25 protein-coding genes are annotated in these 20,585 nt (G+C 31.3%); 2 read left to right on the top strand and 23 right to left on the bottom strand.

All coding sequences use genetic code 11. The features are described from left to right. Nucleotide 1 precedes the first annotated feature (1 nt). From N4A57_RS04925 to N4A57_RS04825, 21 genes are all read right to left on the bottom strand, one after another. Nucleotides 2–208: a BhlA/UviB family holin-like peptide gene (locus tag N4A57_RS04925; protein WP_293656504.1), complete on the bottom strand. Its 207-nt coding sequence runs from the start codon at nt 206–208 to the stop codon at nt 2–4. A 13-nt stretch (nt 209–221) separates the two neighbouring features. Continuing rightward, nucleotides 222–617, bottom strand: a complete 396-nt coding sequence (locus N4A57_RS04920; protein ID WP_293656502.1) for a YcbK family protein — start codon at nt 615–617, stop codon at nt 222–224. 37 nt (nt 618–654) lie between these two features. Further along, a complete protein-coding gene (locus N4A57_RS04915; RefSeq protein WP_293656501.1) occupies nt 655–1,971 on the bottom strand; it encodes a hypothetical protein in 1,317 nt (438 codons plus the stop codon). After that, complete coding sequence (locus tag N4A57_RS04910) at nt 1,964–2,518, bottom strand: putative phage tail protein (RefSeq protein WP_293656500.1); 555 nt, start codon at nt 2,516–2,518, stop codon at nt 1,964–1,966. The genes N4A57_RS04915 and N4A57_RS04910 overlap by 8 nt, the downstream gene beginning before the upstream one ends. Then, nucleotides 2,511–3,596 (bottom strand): baseplate J/gp47 family protein, encoded by a 1,086-nt coding sequence (locus N4A57_RS04905; protein WP_293656498.1) that lies wholly within the window; start codon nt 3,594–3,596, stop codon nt 2,511–2,513. The genes N4A57_RS04910 and N4A57_RS04905 overlap by 8 nt, the downstream gene beginning before the upstream one ends. A gap of 59 nt (nt 3,597–3,655) precedes the next feature. Continuing rightward, the gene (locus N4A57_RS04900; RefSeq protein ID WP_293656497.1) at nt 3,656–3,835 is read right to left on the bottom strand and encodes a hypothetical protein; all 180 of its coding nucleotides are present in this window, start codon (nt 3,833–3,835) and stop codon (nt 3,656–3,658) included. After that, entirely contained in the window at nt 3,832–3,975 is a 144-nt protein-coding gene (locus N4A57_RS04895; RefSeq protein ID WP_293656495.1) for a hypothetical protein, read from the bottom strand. Before N4A57_RS04895 ends, N4A57_RS04900 begins: the two co-directional genes overlap by 4 nt. Before the next feature lie 3 nt (nt 3,976–3,978). After that, nucleotides 3,979–4,326: a hypothetical protein gene (locus N4A57_RS04890; RefSeq protein ID WP_293656493.1), complete on the bottom strand. Its 348-nt coding sequence runs from the start codon at nt 4,324–4,326 to the stop codon at nt 3,979–3,981. Then, nucleotides 4,326–5,762: a hypothetical protein gene (locus N4A57_RS04885; protein WP_293656491.1), complete on the bottom strand. Its 1,437-nt coding sequence runs from the start codon at nt 5,760–5,762 to the stop codon at nt 4,326–4,328. Before N4A57_RS04885 ends, N4A57_RS04890 begins: the two co-directional genes overlap by 1 nt. Continuing rightward, entirely contained in the window at nt 5,752–6,315 is a 564-nt protein-coding gene (locus N4A57_RS04880; protein ID WP_293656490.1) for a putative phage tail protein, read from the bottom strand. Before N4A57_RS04880 ends, N4A57_RS04885 begins: the two co-directional genes overlap by 11 nt. Further along, on the bottom strand, nt 6,287–7,366 hold the full coding sequence (locus N4A57_RS04875) for a baseplate J/gp47 family protein (protein ID WP_293656488.1): 1,080 nt from the start codon (nt 7,364–7,366) through the stop codon (nt 6,287–6,289). Before N4A57_RS04875 ends, N4A57_RS04880 begins: the two co-directional genes overlap by 29 nt. Further along, on the bottom strand, nt 7,363–7,806 hold the full coding sequence (locus N4A57_RS04870; protein ID WP_293656486.1) for a DUF2634 domain-containing protein: 444 nt from the start codon (nt 7,804–7,806) through the stop codon (nt 7,363–7,365). The genes N4A57_RS04875 and N4A57_RS04870 overlap by 4 nt, the downstream gene beginning before the upstream one ends. Continuing rightward, the gene (locus N4A57_RS04865; protein ID WP_293656484.1) at nt 7,806–8,198 is read right to left on the bottom strand and encodes a DUF2577 family protein; all 393 of its coding nucleotides are present in this window, start codon (nt 8,196–8,198) and stop codon (nt 7,806–7,808) included. Before N4A57_RS04865 ends, N4A57_RS04870 begins: the two co-directional genes overlap by 1 nt. Next, nucleotides 8,198–9,166 carry an XkdQ/YqbQ family protein gene (locus N4A57_RS04860; protein WP_293656483.1) on the bottom strand — a complete coding sequence of 323 codons (969 nt, stop codon included), beginning with the start codon at nt 9,164–9,166 and terminating at the stop codon, nt 8,198–8,200. Before N4A57_RS04860 ends, N4A57_RS04865 begins: the two co-directional genes overlap by 1 nt. 4 nt (nt 9,167–9,170) lie before the next feature. Further along, nucleotides 9,171–9,593 (bottom strand): hypothetical protein, encoded by a 423-nt coding sequence (locus N4A57_RS04855; protein WP_293656481.1) that lies wholly within the window; start codon nt 9,591–9,593, stop codon nt 9,171–9,173. Between the two features lie 13 nt (nt 9,594–9,606). Next, a complete protein-coding gene (locus N4A57_RS04850) occupies nt 9,607–11,370 on the bottom strand; it encodes a hypothetical protein (RefSeq protein WP_293656479.1) in 1,764 nt (587 codons plus the stop codon). Nucleotides 11,371–11,592: 222 nt separating this feature from the next. Next, on the bottom strand, nt 11,593–11,988 hold the full coding sequence (locus tag N4A57_RS04845) for a phage tail assembly chaperone (RefSeq protein ID WP_293656478.1): 396 nt from the start codon (nt 11,986–11,988) through the stop codon (nt 11,593–11,595). 19 nt (nt 11,989–12,007) lie between these two features. Next, nucleotides 12,008–12,451 carry a phage tail tube protein gene (locus tag N4A57_RS04840; protein ID WP_293656476.1) on the bottom strand — a complete coding sequence of 148 codons (444 nt, stop codon included), beginning with the start codon at nt 12,449–12,451 and terminating at the stop codon, nt 12,008–12,010. 13 nt (nt 12,452–12,464) lie between these two features. Next, nucleotides 12,465–13,574: a phage tail sheath C-terminal domain-containing protein gene (locus N4A57_RS04835; RefSeq protein WP_293656474.1), complete on the bottom strand. Its 1,110-nt coding sequence runs from the start codon at nt 13,572–13,574 to the stop codon at nt 12,465–12,467. Continuing rightward, nucleotides 13,575–14,012 (bottom strand): phage tail terminator family protein, encoded by a 438-nt coding sequence (locus N4A57_RS04830; protein WP_293656473.1) that lies wholly within the window; start codon nt 14,010–14,012, stop codon nt 13,575–13,577. It lies immediately after the preceding gene. A 68-nt stretch (nt 14,013–14,080) separates the two neighbouring features. Next, entirely contained in the window at nt 14,081–14,587 is a 507-nt protein-coding gene (locus tag N4A57_RS04825; protein ID WP_293656472.1) for a hypothetical protein, read from the bottom strand. Between the two features lie 986 nt (nt 14,588–15,573). Here N4A57_RS04825 and N4A57_RS04820 point away from each other — a divergent pair. Together N4A57_RS04820 and N4A57_RS04815 are read left to right on the top strand one after the other, a co-directional pair. After that, nucleotides 15,574–16,752, top strand: coding sequence for a YecA family protein (locus N4A57_RS04820; RefSeq protein ID WP_293656470.1), 1,179 nt, complete (start codon nt 15,574–15,576; stop codon nt 16,750–16,752). A 142-nt stretch (nt 16,753–16,894) separates the two neighbouring features. After that, complete coding sequence (locus tag N4A57_RS04815) at nt 16,895–18,685, top strand: DUF4365 domain-containing protein (protein ID WP_293656468.1); 1,791 nt, start codon at nt 16,895–16,897, stop codon at nt 18,683–18,685. A gap of 269 nt (nt 18,686–18,954) precedes the next feature. Here the strand turns inward: N4A57_RS04815 and N4A57_RS04810 are convergent, their stop codons facing one another. Together N4A57_RS04810 and N4A57_RS04805 are read right to left on the bottom strand one after the other, a co-directional pair. After that, nucleotides 18,955–19,335 carry a DUF6262 family protein gene (locus N4A57_RS04810; RefSeq protein WP_293656467.1) on the bottom strand — a complete coding sequence of 127 codons (381 nt, stop codon included), beginning with the start codon at nt 19,333–19,335 and terminating at the stop codon, nt 18,955–18,957. Then, entirely contained in the window at nt 19,328–20,335 is a 1,008-nt protein-coding gene (locus N4A57_RS04805) for a tyrosine-type recombinase/integrase (RefSeq protein ID WP_293656466.1), read from the bottom strand. Before N4A57_RS04805 ends, N4A57_RS04810 begins: the two co-directional genes overlap by 8 nt. Between the last annotated feature and the right edge of the window lie 250 nt (nt 20,336–20,585).

The raw sequence follows: 20,585 nt of genomic DNA, 5'->3' as shown, positions 1-20,585 counted from the left end.
TCTACCCCCTATTTATTTTTTCAATACTCCTTTTAATATAGTAAACTTCCTTCTTTATATCTGTAATAACACCAAATTTCCTAGACAGATCATCTATTATCCTAATATACTTAACTTCCCTCAGCCTACTATCCCATATAACATATACAACTAATGCTACAAATAGGCCATATTGCGTTGCTAACTTTTGTATTATATCTATTGTCAATTTATCACCTGCTTTATCTCTTAGTTCTATTATCCCAAAATGAATAACCTCTAGGATGGGGATTGTTGCGTACATCTAGGTGGACAAATATGTCATATAGCCCTATTCCTGTGAATCCTAGTTCTATGGCTATTTCTTTTATTTTCTCTTTATCTATCCCTTTTGTAACTATATCTGCTGCTTTACCTAATAAATGCTGACTCTTAGGGCTTCCTCCTACTTTTTTATTGTAGGTTTTTGATCTATACCCACTATTTATGGTTATAGGTTTATTTATTTTATCTCTTAGTTTTTGTAGTTTTTCTATTAGTTTGTAATCGCATAGCACTTCTTTTTTTCCCTCTTTGCATACGAATTCGGAAATAGAAAAATTTTTACTTAATTTTATATTCTTAACTACTTTATACATACAAATACCTCTCTTTTATTATATCTTCCATAAGCTATCATACAGTATTAACTTCCACCCATTTTCCATTTGCATAATACTTTAATTTGCCTTCTTCTATCTTTAATGTCCTTTCATCCCAAATTTTATAAGAAGAAGCTCCTGGCCTACTTTCATTTGCAACATAAACACCCCGTTGATACTGTCCATGTTTAATATGAACACTTCCTTTAGGCTGAAGTATAGGATTTATTTCATTAATTGATTTGGGCTTCAATACACAATTGTATTCTGACTCTTTTTCAGATGATGGGTTGTACGTATAGGTAGAAAGATAAACCTTAACCTGTGATATATTAAAACAACTCCTTTGAACCAGATGGTACCTTGCTCCACCACCTCTTAACCATACAACAAATTTACTAGTATCTGGAGATAATACGCCATAATCAGCAACTTGATTTGAATATATTTGAGATATTCTTACATCATAAGTTACATAATGACCGCCCCATCCTCCTAATGCAACATTTGTAAAATCCATTCTCAACCCACCTCTATGAGTATCTGTATTCCACGTATCAGGAGCTGGTTCATGATATTTTCTACAAATGATTAAATCCTTCATCTCAGATGTATCAAATTTTGATATTATAACTGGATAGAATGTATCTTTATCCCCTCCTACTTCAAATGTTTGATTTACAATCTTTTGTAAATTGTTACTATGAATACCATCTACCGTATCTGCATCCAATCCGCTACCATGTCCATCATTCCTACTACTCCAAACTTTATTACCATAAACATATGCATGCTCATCATCTCTTATTTCAAGCATTTTCCTATCTCCATCTTCTTCTTCCCAAATAACAAAGTTCTCTCCATCCATACCTATAGCAGATCCTATAGCATTACTATCATGTAATTTAATTCTTTTTCCTTTAGCAAGTGTTAAATTCCCATTTATAGTATCATCTGCATCACTTCTCAAAAAACTACTAGCATGTAGTCCATCTACTTTATCAGCATTGCCTCCATTTGCAGGTAATGATGTGGGCTTGTTTTTAAGTTGCCTATAGTCTCCACTTTTAGCCACATTATGTAGACCTGTAATCATACTTGCTGGATGGTTTGATGGATGAGTGTATCTGTTTGCCCCATTTTCAATTCCTGATAGCTTACTTTTTTCTCCATTTGTGTAATCATTGGTACTCAGACCTTTACCGGACACTTTATCTACTTTGGAATTATCTAAGTCTTTAATAGCTTCATCTATCTTCTCATTGTCATCTACAAAGTCTTGCCTCTTAACATATTCATTTCCTACCCATTTGTTTAATTTTAGATGTTTAGTTTTATCTTTACTAGGCATGTTTATCCCCCCTATATTTCTCAAATTCATCCCATGTAAGGTTTAGATCGTCCCACTGTTGCCAACTATTATTGTATTTATCTAATTCGTCCCACGTAGTATAGATGTATATAAAATCAAAATCTAAATGAGCAGGTTTTATATGATCTATAGCCTGCTTAACACTATCCATATTAGATGGGATACCATATACACTTGTAAACTTTATTTTTATCTTTCCATCAAAGGTTACTTCCACATCTCCATTAGTATAGGAATCACATACTTTTTTAATTAGATCACTACCTACCTTACCTACTCCCCTATATTTGGATTTTATTATACTTCTTCTATTTTCAATGTTTTCATCTTGAGAATTTAATCCTAATTCCTTTTCATATATATCTAATGCCCAAGTAGCTCTATCTATCCATAGTTGATCTTTTAAATCATCTATTTTTATTTCTTCATTTTCTAGTTCTATGGATACGGGAGTAAATATTTCATTAACTAACTGTGATTTTCTTTCATAGGTAGGCATTCTATTTATTAATTTTGTTTTAATCAATAGTAACATCCCCTAACACAGGAACTTGCTCCTCTTTTAATAGAATATTTCCTTTGGAATTATTCACTATTAGATTTGTAAAGTCTACTATGCCCTTTGAATCTAGTATGATACTGGCTATTTTGTTATAACTAACTTTATTATTATTAAAAGCTATTTCTCTAAAATAAGTTCTTACATTAGCCTTTATATCCTTTAACATTTCTTCATGATCTACATTGTTTTCTTTTTGTGGATTTAATGATATATTAATCTTCACACCTTCAACACTTTTCACAGTACAAAAAGCTCCTATAGGAGCTTTTCCATTTCCAGCACCATTGCCAATCTTTTTTCCTTTTTCATCTACACCTGTATATGGATCTATATGGTCTTGAACACTATTCACCAATTTATCACTGGCTGGTTCTCTATCATTACCTATTATTAATACTTTTACTGTATTGTCTCCATTAGCTAAAGGAAATACTTTTGCATCACCTACTCCATCAATTTCCTTCGCCCACTTCATGTAATGATACTTATTGCCACTAGTAGCTGGAGTTTTTATATATTCATAGTATCTTTCTAGTAGTTCTTCATCATTTTCTGCCCTATATCCATTTTCAAAGGTTTTAGGGTTAGTAACGGAGTTTATATCTGTTAATTGTATAGGGAACTTTGTTATACTATTCTCTGGTACATTTCCTATAGTTCCAGCTTCCTCACATTCTACTAAAATAACCACTTGACCATTTTGGTCTATTTCTTTTGTTTCTTTAATAATAAAGTTCACATTTTCACTAGCTACCATATATCCCTCGTTTATAGTAGTACCAGCTTTACCTTTTGTAATCACTTGACCAGTAGCTTTGGTAGCTTGTTTTCTTTTTATTCCTGTTTTTTCATACACTCGCTCCTCTAGTTCATCACCAGAGAGATTTTCTATGCTTAGTTTTGATTTTACAACTTCTATTTTGTTGTCTAGTTCTTCTATTTCCATGGCAACAGGCTTAAAAAAGTCATAAAAAAAACTACCTTCTGATTTGTCAAAGGTATTTTTCACACTATCAATCATTCTTTTTACTATATTGTTCATAACTTCCTCCTTCCCTTTCATAAACAGATTAAAAAAATTATTCATGTCGCAATATTTACCTATTGTGTTAATCTTTCTATTTCAATTTCTGCTTTTCTCACTTCTGTTTCTTGTCTAATAGTAGACTTTGTCCCATTTTCTAGAGTCATTCCTATAGCAGGAATATTCTCTAATTCTATTCTATTGGCTAATAACAATATTGCATACGCATTTATTAATCTTTTTTGTACCTTTGTCATATCACTCCAACCTCCTCTAATAAATTTAATACTTGTATTTCTATTTTAGCTTCATTCACTTCTTCACAAGTCGGAATTACTTTTTCTAATAACTTCTCATCTTTTATATCTTCGTCCGTTTTCCATGTGATTTTTGCCATGCCCTACACCTCCTTCCATATTGGAAACCTATCTTCCACTGTAGCATCTGCACCTATAAAGTTAAGTAAAACAATAGATAACAATCCATCTTTTCTTTCTGCTGAAACTATTGGGTTTACAGGCAGGTTTGTTTCTATATCTGTTACAATACCATCAGGTAGTTCCAAAAAATCGAAAGTATCTGTAAAAGTTTCTATGGTTTGTAGTTCTTCTAGTTGTACAGGACTTTCTTCTATTTCTTTAAGTACAGTCCTAACTTCTCTTTTATGATAGATGACTACTACTTTGTCAGTCTTATATTGATATTCTAGAATGTTGTCATTCCTTTGGGGAGTAAGTTTTACCCGCACTATTTCCACCTCCCAATTGCAATTATATCTTGATATCCCTCTACGATATCATCAGAAATACACCAAGCTTGTGCCTCCAGGCTAGTTTTAGTGGAGCTAAATATGGTACAACCTGAAAAAGATAGCTCTCCATTATACCCATCACTTTTCACAAGATTTTTCAGGCTAGTTATTATGTGAGGAGTATTACTGAAAGTTGCCGGAAAACTTTTAGAATGTGTTTTTGTACGTCTTTGTAGAATCCCACTAGGAAAAATAGTACTGTATGAACCCCAAGTCGTCCAATGAATGGATGTATAGCAAATCAAAGTTCCATCTGCAAACTTAACATAAGTGCCATTGGAATTTGAACCTTGCTCTACTATTGGAAAACTATTTAATTCAGTCCAAACTTTCCCTTCACAAAAGTTAAGATAGTTTACAAGAATTGCATTGTCGTAATTTAAAGAATTATAGATTTCTGAGTTCAACACTGAATCATCATTAGTGTTATAAAATTCTTTGATAAATATATCCCCACTAGTTTCACCTACAAAAAATGCTTTACGAGTTTCTGCAGGCTGAGGATAGTATTCGATTCCACCATAAGTAATCCCATTATACTTGAAAGTGCAAGGTTTTACTATATTAGGACGGGAACCTTTAACAGTTAAGGTAATGTGCATTTGTTCAGTATTATAACGTTTTTCTGCTAAAACATCTATTGAAATTGAACCATACAATCCATTTGTTCTATGAAAATAAAGAGTCCCCAACGAATACGAATTTCTATTAATATAATCGTTGTCTACTCTACAAAGAGCAATAACAACCTTTCGGTAGCTAGTAGTAATTTGTCCGTCGAAGTCAACCCTTCTTGCAAGCTCAACCCCTTGAATTCCATCTATGCAATCTGCATCTAAGGAACTTCCAGAACCATCATTACCTTGATGCCAAACTTTATGACCCATGTATGTTAGTCCCTCAACAGTTGGTATTCTAGGAAAGTAAATACCTTCTCTTTCTACACCATTATCTTTACCTAAAATATGAATACCATCACTAGTCCCTTCAGAAGAAGCTTCATATTTTATAGTAACACCATGTAGACCATTACTTTCGTACAGTCCAATGTGGGAATCTTGATTATCACTCTTCTTAATTTCTAAGTTTCCCGACAGGGTATCGCCATCACGCTTTACTGCATTTTCCAAAGTTGTTCTTGGATTTGTTTTCCAGTCATTTTTTCCTGTAATATTTTTAATTATATCCCCAGTTTCAGCCTTATGCGTCACAACTTCATTCTCTATACCAGTTAACCTATCATCTGTATCCTTACACTTCTCATCTACCTTATCCCAGTTATCATTAAGCATAGTCTTTACATCAAAATAATCATTACTATCACTAACTGGATCTTTCTTGTATAATCCTAAATTTTTCGTATTATTTGCCAATAATACCACCTCCTAGTATTGGCTTAAACGGAGAAAAATCTCCTAGCTTTCTGTTTTGTATTTGTCCTAAGGTCATCTTTTGTACCTCACCTACAGTAAGATACTTTAATTCATATTTAACTCTCAAATGAGCTGGTTTTATTTCTTCTATAGCTCTTTTTAGATCCCATATATTTAGTGGGATACCTAGAGTATCTATAAACTTTACTATGAAAGTTAAGTTAGGGTTATCTTCCCTAACTTCTATGGTTCCTTTATCGTAGCTCTCAGCTACATTTTTAATCATATCTACATTGACAGTTCCAATACCTCTCAATTTTGACTTTATAACACTTCTTCTTTCATTTAAATCCTTATTTATATCTATATTTATTTTTAAATCCTTTTCATATCTGTCTAAGGAAGTATCACTAGAATCTACATAAAATTGATTTCCCCTATTAATAATACTTTTGTCTAGTTCATCTAGTTCCTTTTGGATAGCCTTGGCTAAAGAGTTTATTAAATCACTTTTTCTATAATAACTAGGAAGATTGTTCTTTAACTTGGTCATAGGTTATCCCTCCTAGTATGGGCACTGTTTTTGGTTGTATCACTATCATTTCATCTTCATTTAATCCTGGGATTAGAAGATTAGAGTAGTTTACTACTCCGTAAGTGTCTAATATGGCACTTCCTATCTTAGATTTACTCACATATCCTTCATAGTAGGCTTTATCCTTTATATATTTTTCTATATTTTTAAATATGTTAGCCTTTATGTTTTCTACAGAATCTAGGCCCGTGTTTATTACTATTTTTACATTTATATTAATAGTAACTTCTGCTGCTAGATTCACTTGTACGGTGGCTCCTATGGGTCTTTTTTCATCTATATGATTTTTTACATTAACAGTTAGTTTTGAATCATCATTTTCTAATTTAGATCCTGTTCCTCTCATGTCAGTGTCTATAATAGTTACTAGGACTTGGCCAGGGCTTGGTGATTCTACTTGAACTTCTTTTACTCCAGGTACTTCTTTGGCCCAATTTATGTAATGATATTTATTGCCACTGGTTCCCGGAGTTCTTACCTTTTGTAGGTATCTTTGTCTTAGTTCCTCATCCACTTCTTCATCATATCCATTTTCCACATTATTAGGATTATTCACTTTACTTACTCCTGTTATGGTCACTGGAATATGTTTTATCCTGCCTGCTTTTACATTTCCTATAGTTCCTGGTATTTCACACTCTACTGAAACTTCTATTGTTTTATTTTGTCCTATAGTTTTTTCTTCTAAGGTTATGAAGCTTACCACATCTGTAGATACTTTAGTTCCTTTAGGGATTTTAGCACCTTCTTCTCCATGAAAAACTACTGTAGTAGTTGCCTGTTTACTGGCTTTTCTTCTGATTCCCTGTTCAGCAACCTTTTTATCTAGGCTATTATCAGAGGCAGTAAGGGCAAATCCATTATCTAATATCCTATCTTGCTTTTCATAGGAGGAAGATAACTCTAAGGATACGGCTTTTACTAGATCATATAAAAAGCCACCCTCTGATTTATCATAATCTCCTTCTATATTTTTTAGTATTCTATTAACTATATGTTCACTTGTCATAAGTTCACCTCCTGATTAAAGGAATCTCCATAGACTGTATTTACTTTGAAGCTTATGTTTAGCCTCTCCCTTTCTCTACTTAACTTCCAATTGGTTAATGCATCTATAACAGGATTCCTAAGTAGTGCCTGAGATATTTCTCTCTTTATTTCTGCTTCTACAAAGGATGTGGGAAAGTTATTTCCTACGATTAGGTCTTCTAATACTACTCCATATTCATCCTTATCAGCTCTTTCATAGATTTTGTATCTATATTTTTCAGTTCTAAGTATTTTTTCTATCCAGATCTTAAGTCCATCTATACCCTCTACTTCTACAGGTTTTCCATCTGCTAACTTAAATTCTCCCGTTTTAAAGTCAAATAAAAAAGACTTACCTATCTTAGGTAAATCATCATTTTTATCTACTTTTATTTCTAGTTGTGCAACTTGTGGAAGCATTATACTCTCACCACCTTATCTACTACATAATAGGTTTGTTCATCTGTAGTTGGGATTACTAATACTTTATCTCCTACCTTTAGCTCATAGAAATTTTCCATATGGGTTTTGTTTTCATCACCTATGTTTATATCTACTATGTCATAGTTTTGACTAGTACTTACTTTTAATGTGGTAGAACCAATATTAGAAGCTCCATTTAACTTAAACTTACCTACCTTTGTTATTAAATGTTCACAGATTAGGAGGTGATTTTTATCTAGTATTATATTTTCATCTAATCTTATTTTAATTTCTGGAAGTGGACTTATTACGTTTCCCACTTGAGGACCCATATAGTCTCTATTTTCCCTCTCCTTTAGTAATTTAGCTAATTCTACAATACCATTCATCACACGACCCCCAATCCTATGTTCATTTTATGAATATTATTTTTTACAGTATGGGTTACATTTTTCATCTTATATGTACCCTTCATACCTGTAACAGGTTCATCTATTTCTATTAACCTACCTGCCCTTACTCTATCATCCCCTAGGATTTCTAATGAGTTTTCTTCAAATATTTTTCCTAAATCCTTTAATACCTTTTGTGCTATGTTTTTAGCCTGTACCTTATCTTTTTTACTTACTTCTTCTATAGTTTGCAATTTACCGTATTTATTCATTAGTTCATTATTTGTTAGGGTATATATGATTTTATCATTCTCTACTATTAACACGGCATTTTTCATATCTTCTATAGTTCTTTTCCTTACAGGATTACCTATACTAGAACTTATATCATTAGGTCCTATATTTGATGCTAATTGAAATTGACCCTTTATTATGAAATTTTCTTCTTTCTTTATGAAGATTTTCCCCTCATGAAATTCCATAAAATATTTTACGGAAGTTTCCTTTTTAGCCATATCTAATATATCTTTTATTATTTCTGCTACCACTTTATTTCTATATATCTTATTGACTACTGTGGTTATGTTTTCTATAGATCCTATTTGTATATTAAAATCTTTTAATATGGTTTCTATGGCAGCCTTTCCTGATATATTGTTAAATTGATAGGTGGCATTACTTTTGTTTAAATAAAAGCCATAATCAAAGGCCGTATAGGATATACTTCCCCTTCCCTTTCTCTCTTCACTTACTACTATGCCCCTAAATATTTCATCATTTGATGATAATATTATCTGTGAGCCTATATCTATTGGATTTTGAGGGAAGTATCTATCATCATTAAAGGCCACTTGAAAGTCCATCTTTCTACTTATTTGATCTATATTACTACTCCATGAAAAGTCCCCTATAAGGGGAGTTATATCTGTTTGAACATTGTTTAGTATGTTTAATATTTTGTACATAAAATTAAACCTCCTTTTTGTTGAGGTTTATAAATTTAAATTCACCAAGTTCTAAGGTATAGTATATATCCTTTGTTCCATCCTTTATTCCATATTCAAAGGAGTCTATGGTACATGCCATATTTATTGGAGTATTAGAGATGACTATTCTTATGGGAACTCTTCTCTCTTTCCACTTTTCTATGATCTCCACGTATTCCCAACCATAGTATTCATTAGACCTATTAAAATTGTATTTTTTCGATGGGAAAAAGGATTCTATACTTATACTCTTTAATCCTTCCATTCCTATTAATTTTATTTCACCTTGGCTTATGGTGTCATAAGTCTCATTTTTATGTTGTGATTTAATTTTAAATTCAGAAGGTAGGATTGGAAGTTGTATTACTTGTTCTCTGTTATTTATAGACAAATGTATATCTATCATTTCCTATCCTCCTTTAGGTTATTGCCATGGCTTTATTTACCTCAGGCATAATTTTATCCATTATTTGTACTCCCATTTTTTCAAGTACATCTACACTTACATTGTAATTATTATAATTATAATTAGATTGATTATTGTTATATGTAGATTTTCCTGTTGAATGATATAATGGAACACTTTTTTCAATTTTTCGTGGTTGTGGTAGAGGTTTTACTTTTAAATTTTGTTCTATATCTCTCATAATACCTTTAGTTTTATTTAAAACTTTAGTTATTGTATCATCTACAGACTTTTTAACTGTATTGGTTAAATTATCCACTTTCTTTTTCGTTTTATTCCCCATTAGATCATATGCATTATCTAATGTTTCTGATACAGGAGTATGTTTAAGTGATTTTTCTAATTCACTTTTTATATTATTTTTTCCATCCATATCATTTATCTGTTTCATTGGATTTAAGTACTCTATTGTATTAGAAAATAAATTCTTTGCTCCATCAATGCCTTTACCTATGAATCCTTTAAAGTTTTCCTTCATGGAATTGATATATTTCATTGGATTAGCTATAAACTCATATACCTGTTTTAAAACATAAGATATTACATCTATTACTGTGGTTATGTCTTCAATTATTTTTCCTATACTCATTGACCATAAATCCACTAGTAATCTCATTCCTTTACCTACCCATTTAAAAATACAAGCTAGTGGTCCAGACATGAGACCAAATAACTTTTTAGCACATATTCCTACAATATGAAAGATAACACCAAAAAGACTCTTTAGGGAGTCAAACAAAGGTTTTATAACTACATATACAGCCTCATATGCATAGTTAAGTACCTCTCCAATCGCTTTAAAAACCTCATCTATTTTACCTTGAGTTTGAAGATCTAACATATCATACATTAAAGGCCCCACAACATTTAATACTGATGTAATAGGACTTAATAGGGTAAAGTCTCCTATAAAATCAATCATAGCTAGGGTTCTTTTAAATGAGCTTTCCCCTTCGTCAAGCATTGTGTGCAGATTAACAGCCATTGCAGCAGGTCCTAGCATTGCACCTGCAAAGGTTTTCGCATTACTAATACCTTTTAATGTGACTAATTTCTTAAAATCACCTGCCTTGGATGCTATTCTCTTTCCTGTGTCTTTTAGAATTGTCTTTATTTTTGCGCCAAACTTAAATCCATTATTTTTTAAGATTTTCATAGAGTCTAAGTTATATGACTTAATGTTCTTTAATATTTTTATCTGCTCATCTAGTTTATCTATTTGTTTAGTTAATTTAGCTACTGTCTTACTATCTTTATTTGTTTTACTTAAAAGTTTCAAATTATTCCTTCGTGAAGAAAGTTCCATTACTTTTTTATCTATTTTCCCATTTCTAGAAAATAGGTTTACATTCTTATAAGTATTTCTTCCTTGTATTATATTTCTATTTTTAATGGTTTTTAAGGTATTAAAATCTTTAGTAATTTGCCCTATGTTACTTCCAAAAGCAGTCCATGCTATAATATTTTTCCATAATGTTATGGGCTCAGCTTTTGTGATATTCACTTCTATCATCTTTTTAAGGCCTACTGATTCTTCATCATCCTTCATCTCTTTCTTATTTTCATAATTAATGGGATATTTAAAAAAGTTATTCATCTGTAGACATATGTTTTTCATAGTTATTAATAGCTTTTGATTTTTCTTAATTTGTTTTAATATTTTATCAGTTGATTTATAAGTCATAATCAGATATTTATCTTCTGTCATGCATATCATATTATCACCTTCTTCCTGTTCTAATTTTCCCTCTAGAGAAATAAATGCCAGCCTAGTAGGCTGGCATTCTATTTTGTTCTTCCTTTAGCTCATCCATTTCCTTTTCATAGAAGGCTATAAGAACTGCCAATTCTCCCTTTGGCATATTATAAAACACAGAGGGTCTTATACCTTTGGTTTTCCAAAAGTAGTACATCATGGATGTGAAACCATCTGTGTCTATTAGTTTTTTACTTCTTCAACTGTTTCTCCATTAAATCCACTAAGTTCTCCAATCATGTTATAAAGGCTAATTATCTCTCCTGGTAATAAAAGCTTTTTAACTAGATCCTTTGGAGTATATACCTTAAACTTGTCCATAAGCTCTTTGGATTTGAAGTTAGGTTCCTTTGTACCTTCTATTACAGTCATGACCTGTAACTCTTCTAAATTTACACTTTCCTTTTCGTAGTCTATGGACATATCCTGAATTTCACTCATTTTATCAGGTGTTATGGCCTCCACATTGAAGACTACCTTGTCTCCTAATATTTCTGATAATCTCTTCATTTCTACTTGTTTTTTAGGTTTTACTAGCTTCGTTTCATCTAATTGAAGAAGCATATCCATAATGTTCATATCAAATTCCTCCTCTATATTATCCTTGGATTAAATCCACAAAGTCATAGTCAGTAAATGTAAATGGGCACTCTACCTTTCCTAGGGCCTTCATTTCAAAGTCTGCCAGTGTTAAATTATCAAAACTTACATTTTTAAGTACAATTCTTTCTGATTGAGCATCTATAGTGTCTGGGTCAGCTAGTTTTGATATGATTGTAAATCTAACATCTTTACCTTTTTTGATCATATCTCCCATTTTAATGGCCATTCTAGAATTTACCTTATGTAGCTTTAAAGTTCCCTTTCCTTCCCAGCCTACAATCTTAGTTTCCTTGGCCATTACTCCACACATTTTTACTTCTTCTTTTTTAAGCTCTATCTTGGCATTTAATCCAGTTAGTTCACTTAGTTTGTCTCCATCTAACCAAACTTCCCCCCAAGTACCGTTTATAATTCTGTTTCCTGTTAATTTGTTTGCCATATTCTTCTACCCCCTACATATTAATTTCCATGGCTAAATCTTCCATGGCATCTAAGAATTTTACTTGTGCTTTTACAAATACTTTACTTCCTGTGTTGTATTCTTTAATCTCTTGTTCTTTCATATTGTCCACATCTACACCCTTTGGCATTAGATATATTCTTTGAGCCTCCACATCTATCTGAGCTTTATTGTCATAGGAATTATCTAATACATCATCCTTCTCCAATTGCTCAAAGTATGCATTAACCGCTGCTAAGAATAGGATCTTATTATCATAAGAGTTTATAATCTTACCCACATAAGACCCATCAAAGGTATCTCTAATGTCATCTCTCATTAAATCTACTGCATCTACAATCTTAATCTTTTGGAATTCTGCTCCTTTACTAGCAGTTAGGCTAGTTAATGAGTTTACTCCCCTACCAATCTTAATTTTAGTTCCATCATTAACTAGTATTAATTTTCCTTTGTCTATATCTACATTTGGTGTGGCAGATTCTGTAATTGCCTTTACTTCAGATAGGCCATAGTATGTAGAACTTCTAGTAAAAGGAATACCTGCCAATATACCTGCAATTCTACAAGTATAATCACTAGCAGAATATGTATGTTCTACAGTTTCAGACTTTCCATCCTTAATAGTTTTTCTATCTACCTTAATTCCCTCTGTTGTAAAGTTTATAATTCCTTCATTATCTGATGGTGAATTAGGTAATACGGCTTTGAAAGTCTTTTTATTGTTTTGTCTTTCTCCTGCAATCCAGCTAGCCACCGTTGTCACATCTGCCGATTTGATTCCTGGTACAGCTAGATAGTTCCATTTTTTATTCTTTAATCTTTCTAACCCCTTATTGTAGTTTGTATCTGTAGTTGGGATTCTTTCTACTATTACCTTACTTGGTGTTCCCATGAAAGTTTTTAAGATATAGTCCCTATTATCTTCAGTCCAATGTCCATCTTCTACTTCTGATATGGATTTATATACCTTTGTATCAAAGGCCCCCGTATCATCCTTTAATATAAGTGCTACAATTCCCCTAGCACTTCTCACTACTGCACTTACTCCCTTAGTTTTGAATTCAATCATAATTTGTGGTAATCCTAATTTAATACCTGCCATTTAAAACTCCTCCTTTAAATTTAAATCTTCCATTAATTCATATTCTTCATATCCATGAAGTTTAGTTTCATCTACCCTATCCATAAATTTGAGCTTATAGGTAAAATTTAATTTTTCACCATCTAGTTGAGCCTTCATTATGGTTGGGCAAATATTCCTTGTATCCACAATTAAAATGTCATGGAAAGTTTCCATAAGCTGACCTGCCATATTTAATCTATCATCCATAGAATCATTATCTGGGTCATAGGATATGGTTCCATTGATTAATTTCCTTTGGTCATAGATATTTTCTTTTTCTGCAAAGATAGGAAAAAAGTCAATAAAAAAAGCAGGCTTTATGATTTCCTGCTTAGTTCCCTTTTCATATATATTCACTTGTGGAAATGCATCCTTTAACTTTTCTGTGATACATTCTTTGATTCTTACTAGAGTCACTTTCAACTCCTTTCTCACATGGCCATATGTTTTTTTATTTTTTCTACAATACCATAATAACCTGTATTTCAATTTAATTCATTGCACAAAAAGTGTTTTTCTTGTAAGGAATCTATTCCGTAAAAGGCTAAAGCAATTTTTTCTACAGCTGAAGTTCTAAGTTTACCCTTGCAATAATCCACACTATAACCTACTAAGTCAGATACATCTTCCCAGGATAAAGTATTGCTTTTCATATATTTAGCCTCTATTAAATCCTTTTCTTTATCTTCTAAAACCTTTAATGCCTCTTCTGTTTTTTCTATGTTGTGATTTGCCAAATCTATTTTCTCATTTAATAGATTAATCCTATCTATTCTATGTATAGCTTCATTTTCTACTATGCTATTTATTTTATAGGTTTTGGATAACCTATCGTTTTTATAGTCTATACCGCTTATACTTCCCCTCTCATCTTCTAGTAATTTTATATCTTCTATCATTAGATCTACAGATTTTTTTAGTGGTAAATACATTTTTAATAGATTTGTAGTATATGATATATATTCCTTTTTGATTTTTAATTTTTTGCTCATCTCAATACCCCCTGGTTAAAAATTTTTGTCTTCAACCATATAGGTATGAAAGTGTTATGTTTTTGGACAAAAGAATTTAAAAAAATTATTTTATATTTGTTTTGTTGTATGATTTTCATTATGCTCACACCTTTAAATATATTAAGAATTTATTTTATTCTCTATTATATAAAGATGTAATCAGCCTCTAAAAAGTAAACCTATCATGAAAAAATTTTATAAAAAAACAAATATAGATTTCTGGTGTATAAACTTGCTTTATGTGAGCCTATTTCAGGAAAATATATTGAAAATTTTTTCCACCCAAGTCCTTGTCACAAGCAAAAGTGTGAATCTTCGTAGATAGGTTCATGAGTCATGTTTGAGTAGCATAGGATGTTGTGACGTTCCAGGGTTCCAAAAATTTTCAATATATTTTCCCTTATAGGCAAGTTTTCACAATAAATAATAAGGGTGGTAGTATTTATATTTTATCAAGACTAAACTTTAAAAAATTCATAAAAAACAATGATAGCAACATATTGTATATATATAATATGTTGCTATCATTGTTTTTTTGTATAAACTACGATTATACAATCTATTTCTAAATAAACAAATCGCAAACATATTTTTAATCTAAATAAATTTGTGGTTTGTTGCAACTAGCCTAAAATCACTTCAAAAAGTTCTACTTCTCTTGACTACTCCTTTAACTAACTTTCATGGTATAATTTACCTATATTATTGAAATCAATGCTATTAATAATGTCTATAATAGGTAGTTTAATATAATAGCTTTTATACAGTAAAAATCTTTATCTTTAAAAGTATCGTGGGAATTAATCTTTTTAATAGCTAATAATTAGTTTAAAGGATTACAAATGAAATCTAAATCTATAAAAAAGAGAATGATTAAATTGAGTCCTAGCTTTAAAGTCAAATGTAGTACCAAAATAGGTAAGAATATCAACAAATAATTTGGATTATTGAGAGGTGATAAATCAGTGTTCAAAAGCTTTATTTTTAATGGAAAAGAACCATGCCCATGTGGGAGTGGTTATCTATATAAAAATTGCTGTAAAACGAAAAAGCCTAGAGGGTTTCATACTGAGGGTGAACTTTTAAACTACATGGGGAAAGCTATGAGAAAGAGCCGAATAAGGACATGTTTAGTTAAGGGGTGTACAGCCAAGGGAAAAGATATAATAAAAGCACATGCTATGCAGGAGAATAGAATCCTAAATAAATTAGAAGTCAATAAGAAAGTGTATATGCAAGACTTCACTAAAAATCCTGAAATGCTGGAAATAAAAGAGGGTAAACGAGAACCTTTCTATTTATTAGATAAAATATTGATAAAGGATGCCACCGTAGCTACCTGTTTTTGTGAAACACATGATGATTCAATATTTGCCAAAATAGAAAAATTTCAGTATACACTTGATACTTTGGATGAAGAGCAACTTTTTCTTTTTGCTTATAAGACCTTCGCTTTTGAATTGTATACTGAAATAGTGTCAAAGAAGTTTCAATCTCATATGTTTGCAGGTATTCCCCAGTTAACAAAAGACCCGTCTTCAGTTAAAAAGTATAGAAATACTAATCTGAAACTAGAAGATTTACAGTATTATCGAGACTACTTTGATACAGCACTAGCGCAGAAAGACTATTCAGGATTAGAGACAGTAGCAATAGAACTACCCTTCAGAGTACAGTTTGCAAATTATATGGCAGTAGCGCCTCCGTTTGATCTAATGGGTAAAAAGATAAAATCAATTGATAGTAAGACCAAGAGAATGCGGTTTGTTTTTTTTACGACCTTTCCTGTAGAAAACAAATCATATTTTCTAGTAAGTGCTTTAAAATCAGATTTAAATGTATATGGTGAATACCTTGAACAGATAAGGAACTTTCCGATAGGACTTATTCAGTATTACATAAATGTATTTATACCCCTGTACTCGCAAAATCTGATAATAAGTCCGGCTTTATGGGATAGTTGGTCTGAAATGGGACAGTATGGGGTACAGTTTACAGTTGCAGACCCACAAAGTATTAAACTATTGATGGCAGTTAAGTTCCACCTACAAAACATATCAAAAGCTAGCAAGAAACAAGATATAAAAATAGATACATCCAATATACCATTTGATTTCTTTATTCCTTACACACCTAAACCTTAGCTGTATAGGCATAAAAAGCAGAGGGATATACTTCCATTTAGGCTAATAAAAGGAAGTTTATGGACATTGGAGTATTCAATTATAATTAAGATTTTGATAGTAGAATTCTCAAAAGCAGATAGGTATCAAAGGAGGTTATAAGATGGATAATAACGCAATTGAGATATTGGCAGTTAATGCGGTAAAAAGTAGCATTACTATATCAGATTATCTCACCCCATTTATTGCAGATAATGACAAAGAACCTACTTGGGACGGTAATGTATATATATATAATGACAAAAGCAAGAAAAAGAGGGAGTTGAAAGGTCGTGTTGCTGTTCAAGTAAAAGGCAAAGAAAGTAATGATTTTTCACGAGATAAGATATCGTTTCCAGTTGAAGTAGCTGACTTAAAAAATTACCTTTATGATGGTGGAGTGATTTTCTTTGTTGTATACATAGGTAATAATGGCTTGATAAATAAAATCTATTATGCGGATTTATTACCGATAAAATTGAGAGTTATTCTAGCAGAAGCAAAAAGTCAACAGACTAAGACTATTGAACTTAAAGAGTTTCCAACAGATAATAATCACAAAGCTACAATATTTTTAAACTTTTATGAACACAGTTCAAAGCAAGCGAGTTTTAAAAGTGCAGAATTATTGTCTCTGGATGATTTACAGGAACAAGGGGTATTGAAAGGCATATCTCTGACTGTTTCGGGTTATGGATATGACAGAAATGATCCGCAAAAAGCACTCTTTGAAAACGATGTGTATATATATGCCAATATAAAAGGATGTTCAATCCCACAGCCGATTGAAATGCTGCCGTATGATTTAAACACCACACAGGAAATTCAGAATCAAGTGTTCGCAAATGGCAAGTTGTTTTATAACAGTTATTTTAGGGTAAGGTCGAAAGGCAAAGATACTTTTAAGTTTGGTAAGAGTTTAACCCTCGAAATATCGGAAGAACACAGAAGTTGTAAAATCAGCTATAAAACCACTGACACATTAAGAACAATAATTAACGACTTAGGATTTATGCTGAATGTCCTTGAAGCAAAGTGCTTTGTCGTAGAAAATACTACTTTTCCTATAGCACCAACTTATGATGAACTTGTCAATTTTGATATCGAGCAACAGAAAAAGAATCTTGAATACTATGAGAAAATGCAACAAGTTCTTGATATCTTAAATGTTAAAGAAGATTTGATTCTTGCAAAAATGACTGCAAAGGAAAAACGGAACTTTGATGATTTAATTAAAGCATTTGTTGAAAAAGAACCTGTTAGCGGCTTGAATCCGGATTTGCCGAATGTGATGAAACTACAAATTTCAAATATAACATTGATGTTATCTTTTTTTCCTTGTGAGGAAGCCGGTACCTATCAGATACTTGACTTTTTTAGAACGAATTACAATGTTAAATATGAAGACGGAAATGGAAATATGCAACCAATTTCGCAATATGCAATCTTAAAAAAAGAAGACTATCTTAAAGTATCAAATATGAGGTTTGATGTGCTGTTACCCTCATATCAGTGCATTAAGGATAATCAGCATATATCCGAAAGGGCTAATTTCGTTTTGCTTAATTTATTGTATGCTTATGATGAAAGCGGAAGAAAAGAAATACTTAATACTGCGAAAGCATTTGCTGAATGGTTGATAAGTACTGATGACACAATGCTTACCTATGAAATTAAAAAGTTAAATTTACTGCAAATTATCAAGAGAGAGCGTAAATTTAATATTGAAGAAATAAAGGCTCTGTTTGCAATCACGGAAAACAGTGCAACACGAGAAGAGATGCTTGTCGGAGCTTACTTATTGCTTGATAATCAAGTTGCAGCTGAGTTGCACTTTGATTGTTTGGATCCTATGGAACAAGAGAACTTCAAAGAATATCCAATCTATAAATTTTGGAAAAGTAAAGCTGAATAAGTAAAGTAATCTATCATGATATATAAGCAGTCTGAACGCACCAAACTTCCCATTATTCATATTATATGAATCTTTAGTTATAGCGTGGAATCATATTTACAACTAAATAAATAGGCAATAATCTAAACTAAATTAGATTATTGCCTATAATAAATTAACATGAAATATAGATATAAGTATCTTTGCAATTTACATATGCTTAATAATAGTTTCTTTAATAGATATCGTTATACATATTGAATTATAAGGTTGATCACTAATTTATAAACTTATATTTTTTTATAAATATCAGCATAACTTATTTTAAGTTGATCTTTTAATTTTTTATTTTCTTCCCCTAATTTCTTAATTTTCCTTTTAAGACTTGCTATTATTGCATCTTTATTATTTTCATCCATTTCTCTTTTTACTTGTGATGGGGTAGGAACTTTAGATTGTTGTAGTCTAAGTCCTTGAATTCTTTCTTTTATATCTGGATTGTTATAAAGTGTTGATTTCGTAACACCACTTTCATTAGCAACACTATTAAAATTAATTGGCTTTTGTGCCTTTATTAAGCGTTGTATTGCTTTATCTACCTTTTCTTGAGTTATAGCCTTACGCCTACTATGTAACTCATTTAATTGTTCACTGCGGTTGTAATTACTCATTTGTATCACCTATTTTCTTTAACTTATCTAATCTACTATAAATCATACTTCCTTGTGATATTTTAGAATAAATATCTTCGTATAATTTAAGTAATTCTTCATTTTCGTTTACCATTTCAGTTCTATTATACATTTTAGCATTTTCTATCATAGTTTTAGTTGAATTAATTAATATCTGGTATTTGCTAACATCTCCCTCAAATGCTCCTACACATAAATCCTTACAAGGATTTCCACCATTACAAGTTAAGCAAGGTGGGTGTTTGGCAAAATTACACTTACCATTTTTTCTTTGCATACAAGTACCATAAGGTGTATCAAGAGCATTTAACTTATGATTTGTATATAACATATCTATAATGTCAGATGGTATTTCTCCATCATTTTCTTCCTTTAATTTATCACTTTCAGCAAAACTAAATATACCTTGTTTTACTACTTTGTCAAAAGTTTTTCTTTTAGTATTATCAAGTAATTTAGCATACCTCATAGTCATTTCGGGTGATGCGTGAGCGAGTAATTCTTGAACTGTAAGTATATCAGCACCACCATTAAGCATTTTAATAGCATAAGTATGTCTAAAGGAATGATTTTTAAAATGATACCTATTTCCTAATTCATCAGTTATATTATTGTCTATTGCTAAAAGATTGAGATTGCGTTGAATCCATGATTGACCATAAGGTTTACCTTTTCGAGAACCTTTGTATCTTACAAATATATAATTCTCTGGATTATTGTCTTGATTACTATATTTTTTAGCGTCATCAATTAATATTGCTAATATATTAGCAAGTTCATCATCAATAGGTATTCTATGTCCTTCTACATAAGTCTTTGCTATGTTTGTTTCTATCCAAAATTTATTATTCAACTTAACTAAACAATCTTGTTTTAAGCCTAAAACATCTGAAATTCTTAATCCAGTTTTAAACATAGTATATACTATTGGAACAACTTCTTTGTGTAAATTATTTATATTTTCAAATAGTTGTTCCAATACAAGGTCAGGAACATAATCTATTTGGTCATTAGACTTTTTAGGAACTTTAGGTTTATCACTTGGAAGTATTAAAATCCTAACATTTTTTATAGGAGCAATATCATTCTGTAAGCGTAAAAGATTTGACGGATATATATATTAAGATTCCTTTGTTACAATTATAGGAGAAAGTAAGGAGGTCCTAGTTATGGCAAAGGAATCAACTAAAATTAATTGGCAGCATATCATAAATCTATACAACTCCTAT

It is taken from the genome of Anaeromicrobium sp. (assembly GCF_025210435.1).
Taxonomy (GTDB): Bacteria; Bacillota; Clostridia; order Peptostreptococcales; family Thermotaleaceae; genus Anaeromicrobium.
The sequence above is the reverse complement of the archived record's forward strand: the minus strand, read 5'-3'. Positions and strand labels throughout refer to the sequence as shown.

What these genes read in the sequence shown, in the direction of transcription:
- N4A57_RS04920 (WP_293656502.1), bottom strand. Translation starts at nt 617, where the DNA reads ATGTATAAAGTAGTTAAGAATATAAAATTAAGTAAAAATTTTTCTATT.
- N4A57_RS04915 (WP_293656501.1), bottom strand. Translation starts at nt 1,971, where the DNA reads ATGCCTAGTAAAGATAAAACTAAACATCTAAAATTAAACAAATGGGTA.
- N4A57_RS04905 (WP_293656498.1), bottom strand. Translation starts at nt 3,596, where the DNA reads ATGAACAATATAGTAAAAAGAATGATTGATAGTGTGAAAAATACCTTT.
- N4A57_RS04900 (WP_293656497.1), bottom strand. Translation starts at nt 3,835, where the DNA reads ATGACAAAGGTACAAAAAAGATTAATAAATGCGTATGCAATATTGTTA.
- N4A57_RS04895 (WP_293656495.1), bottom strand. Translation starts at nt 3,975, where the DNA reads ATGGCAAAAATCACATGGAAAACGGACGAAGATATAAAAGATGAGAAG.
- N4A57_RS04880 (WP_293656490.1), bottom strand. Translation starts at nt 6,315, where the DNA reads ATGACCAAGTTAAAGAACAATCTTCCTAGTTATTATAGAAAAAGTGAT.
- N4A57_RS04875 (WP_293656488.1), bottom strand. Translation starts at nt 7,366, where the DNA reads ATGACAAGTGAACATATAGTTAATAGAATACTAAAAAATATAGAAGGA.
- N4A57_RS04870 (WP_293656486.1), bottom strand. Translation starts at nt 7,806, where the DNA reads ATGCTTCCACAAGTTGCACAACTAGAAATAAAAGTAGATAAAAATGAT.
- N4A57_RS04865 (WP_293656484.1), bottom strand. Translation starts at nt 8,198, where the DNA reads ATGAATGGTATTGTAGAATTAGCTAAATTACTAAAGGAGAGGGAAAAT.
- N4A57_RS04860 (WP_293656483.1), bottom strand. Translation starts at nt 9,166, where the DNA reads ATGTACAAAATATTAAACATACTAAACAATGTTCAAACAGATATAACT.
- N4A57_RS04855 (WP_293656481.1), bottom strand. Translation starts at nt 9,593, where the DNA reads ATGATAGATATACATTTGTCTATAAATAACAGAGAACAAGTAATACAA.
- N4A57_RS04850 (WP_293656479.1), bottom strand. Translation starts at nt 11,370, where the DNA reads ATGATATGCATGACAGAAGATAAATATCTGATTATGACTTATAAATCA.
- N4A57_RS04845 (WP_293656478.1), bottom strand. Translation starts at nt 11,988, where the DNA reads ATGAACATTATGGATATGCTTCTTCAATTAGATGAAACGAAGCTAGTA.
- N4A57_RS04840 (WP_293656476.1), bottom strand. Translation starts at nt 12,451, where the DNA reads ATGGCAAACAAATTAACAGGAAACAGAATTATAAACGGTACTTGGGGG.
- N4A57_RS04835 (WP_293656474.1), bottom strand. Translation starts at nt 13,574, where the DNA reads ATGGCAGGTATTAAATTAGGATTACCACAAATTATGATTGAATTCAAA.
- N4A57_RS04825 (WP_293656472.1), bottom strand. Translation starts at nt 14,587, where the DNA reads ATGAGCAAAAAATTAAAAATCAAAAAGGAATATATATCATATACTACA.
- N4A57_RS04815 (WP_293656468.1), top strand. Translation starts at nt 16,895, where the DNA reads ATGGATAATAACGCAATTGAGATATTGGCAGTTAATGCGGTAAAAAGT.
- N4A57_RS04810 (WP_293656467.1), bottom strand. Translation starts at nt 19,335, where the DNA reads ATGAGTAATTACAACCGCAGTGAACAATTAAATGAGTTACATAGTAGG.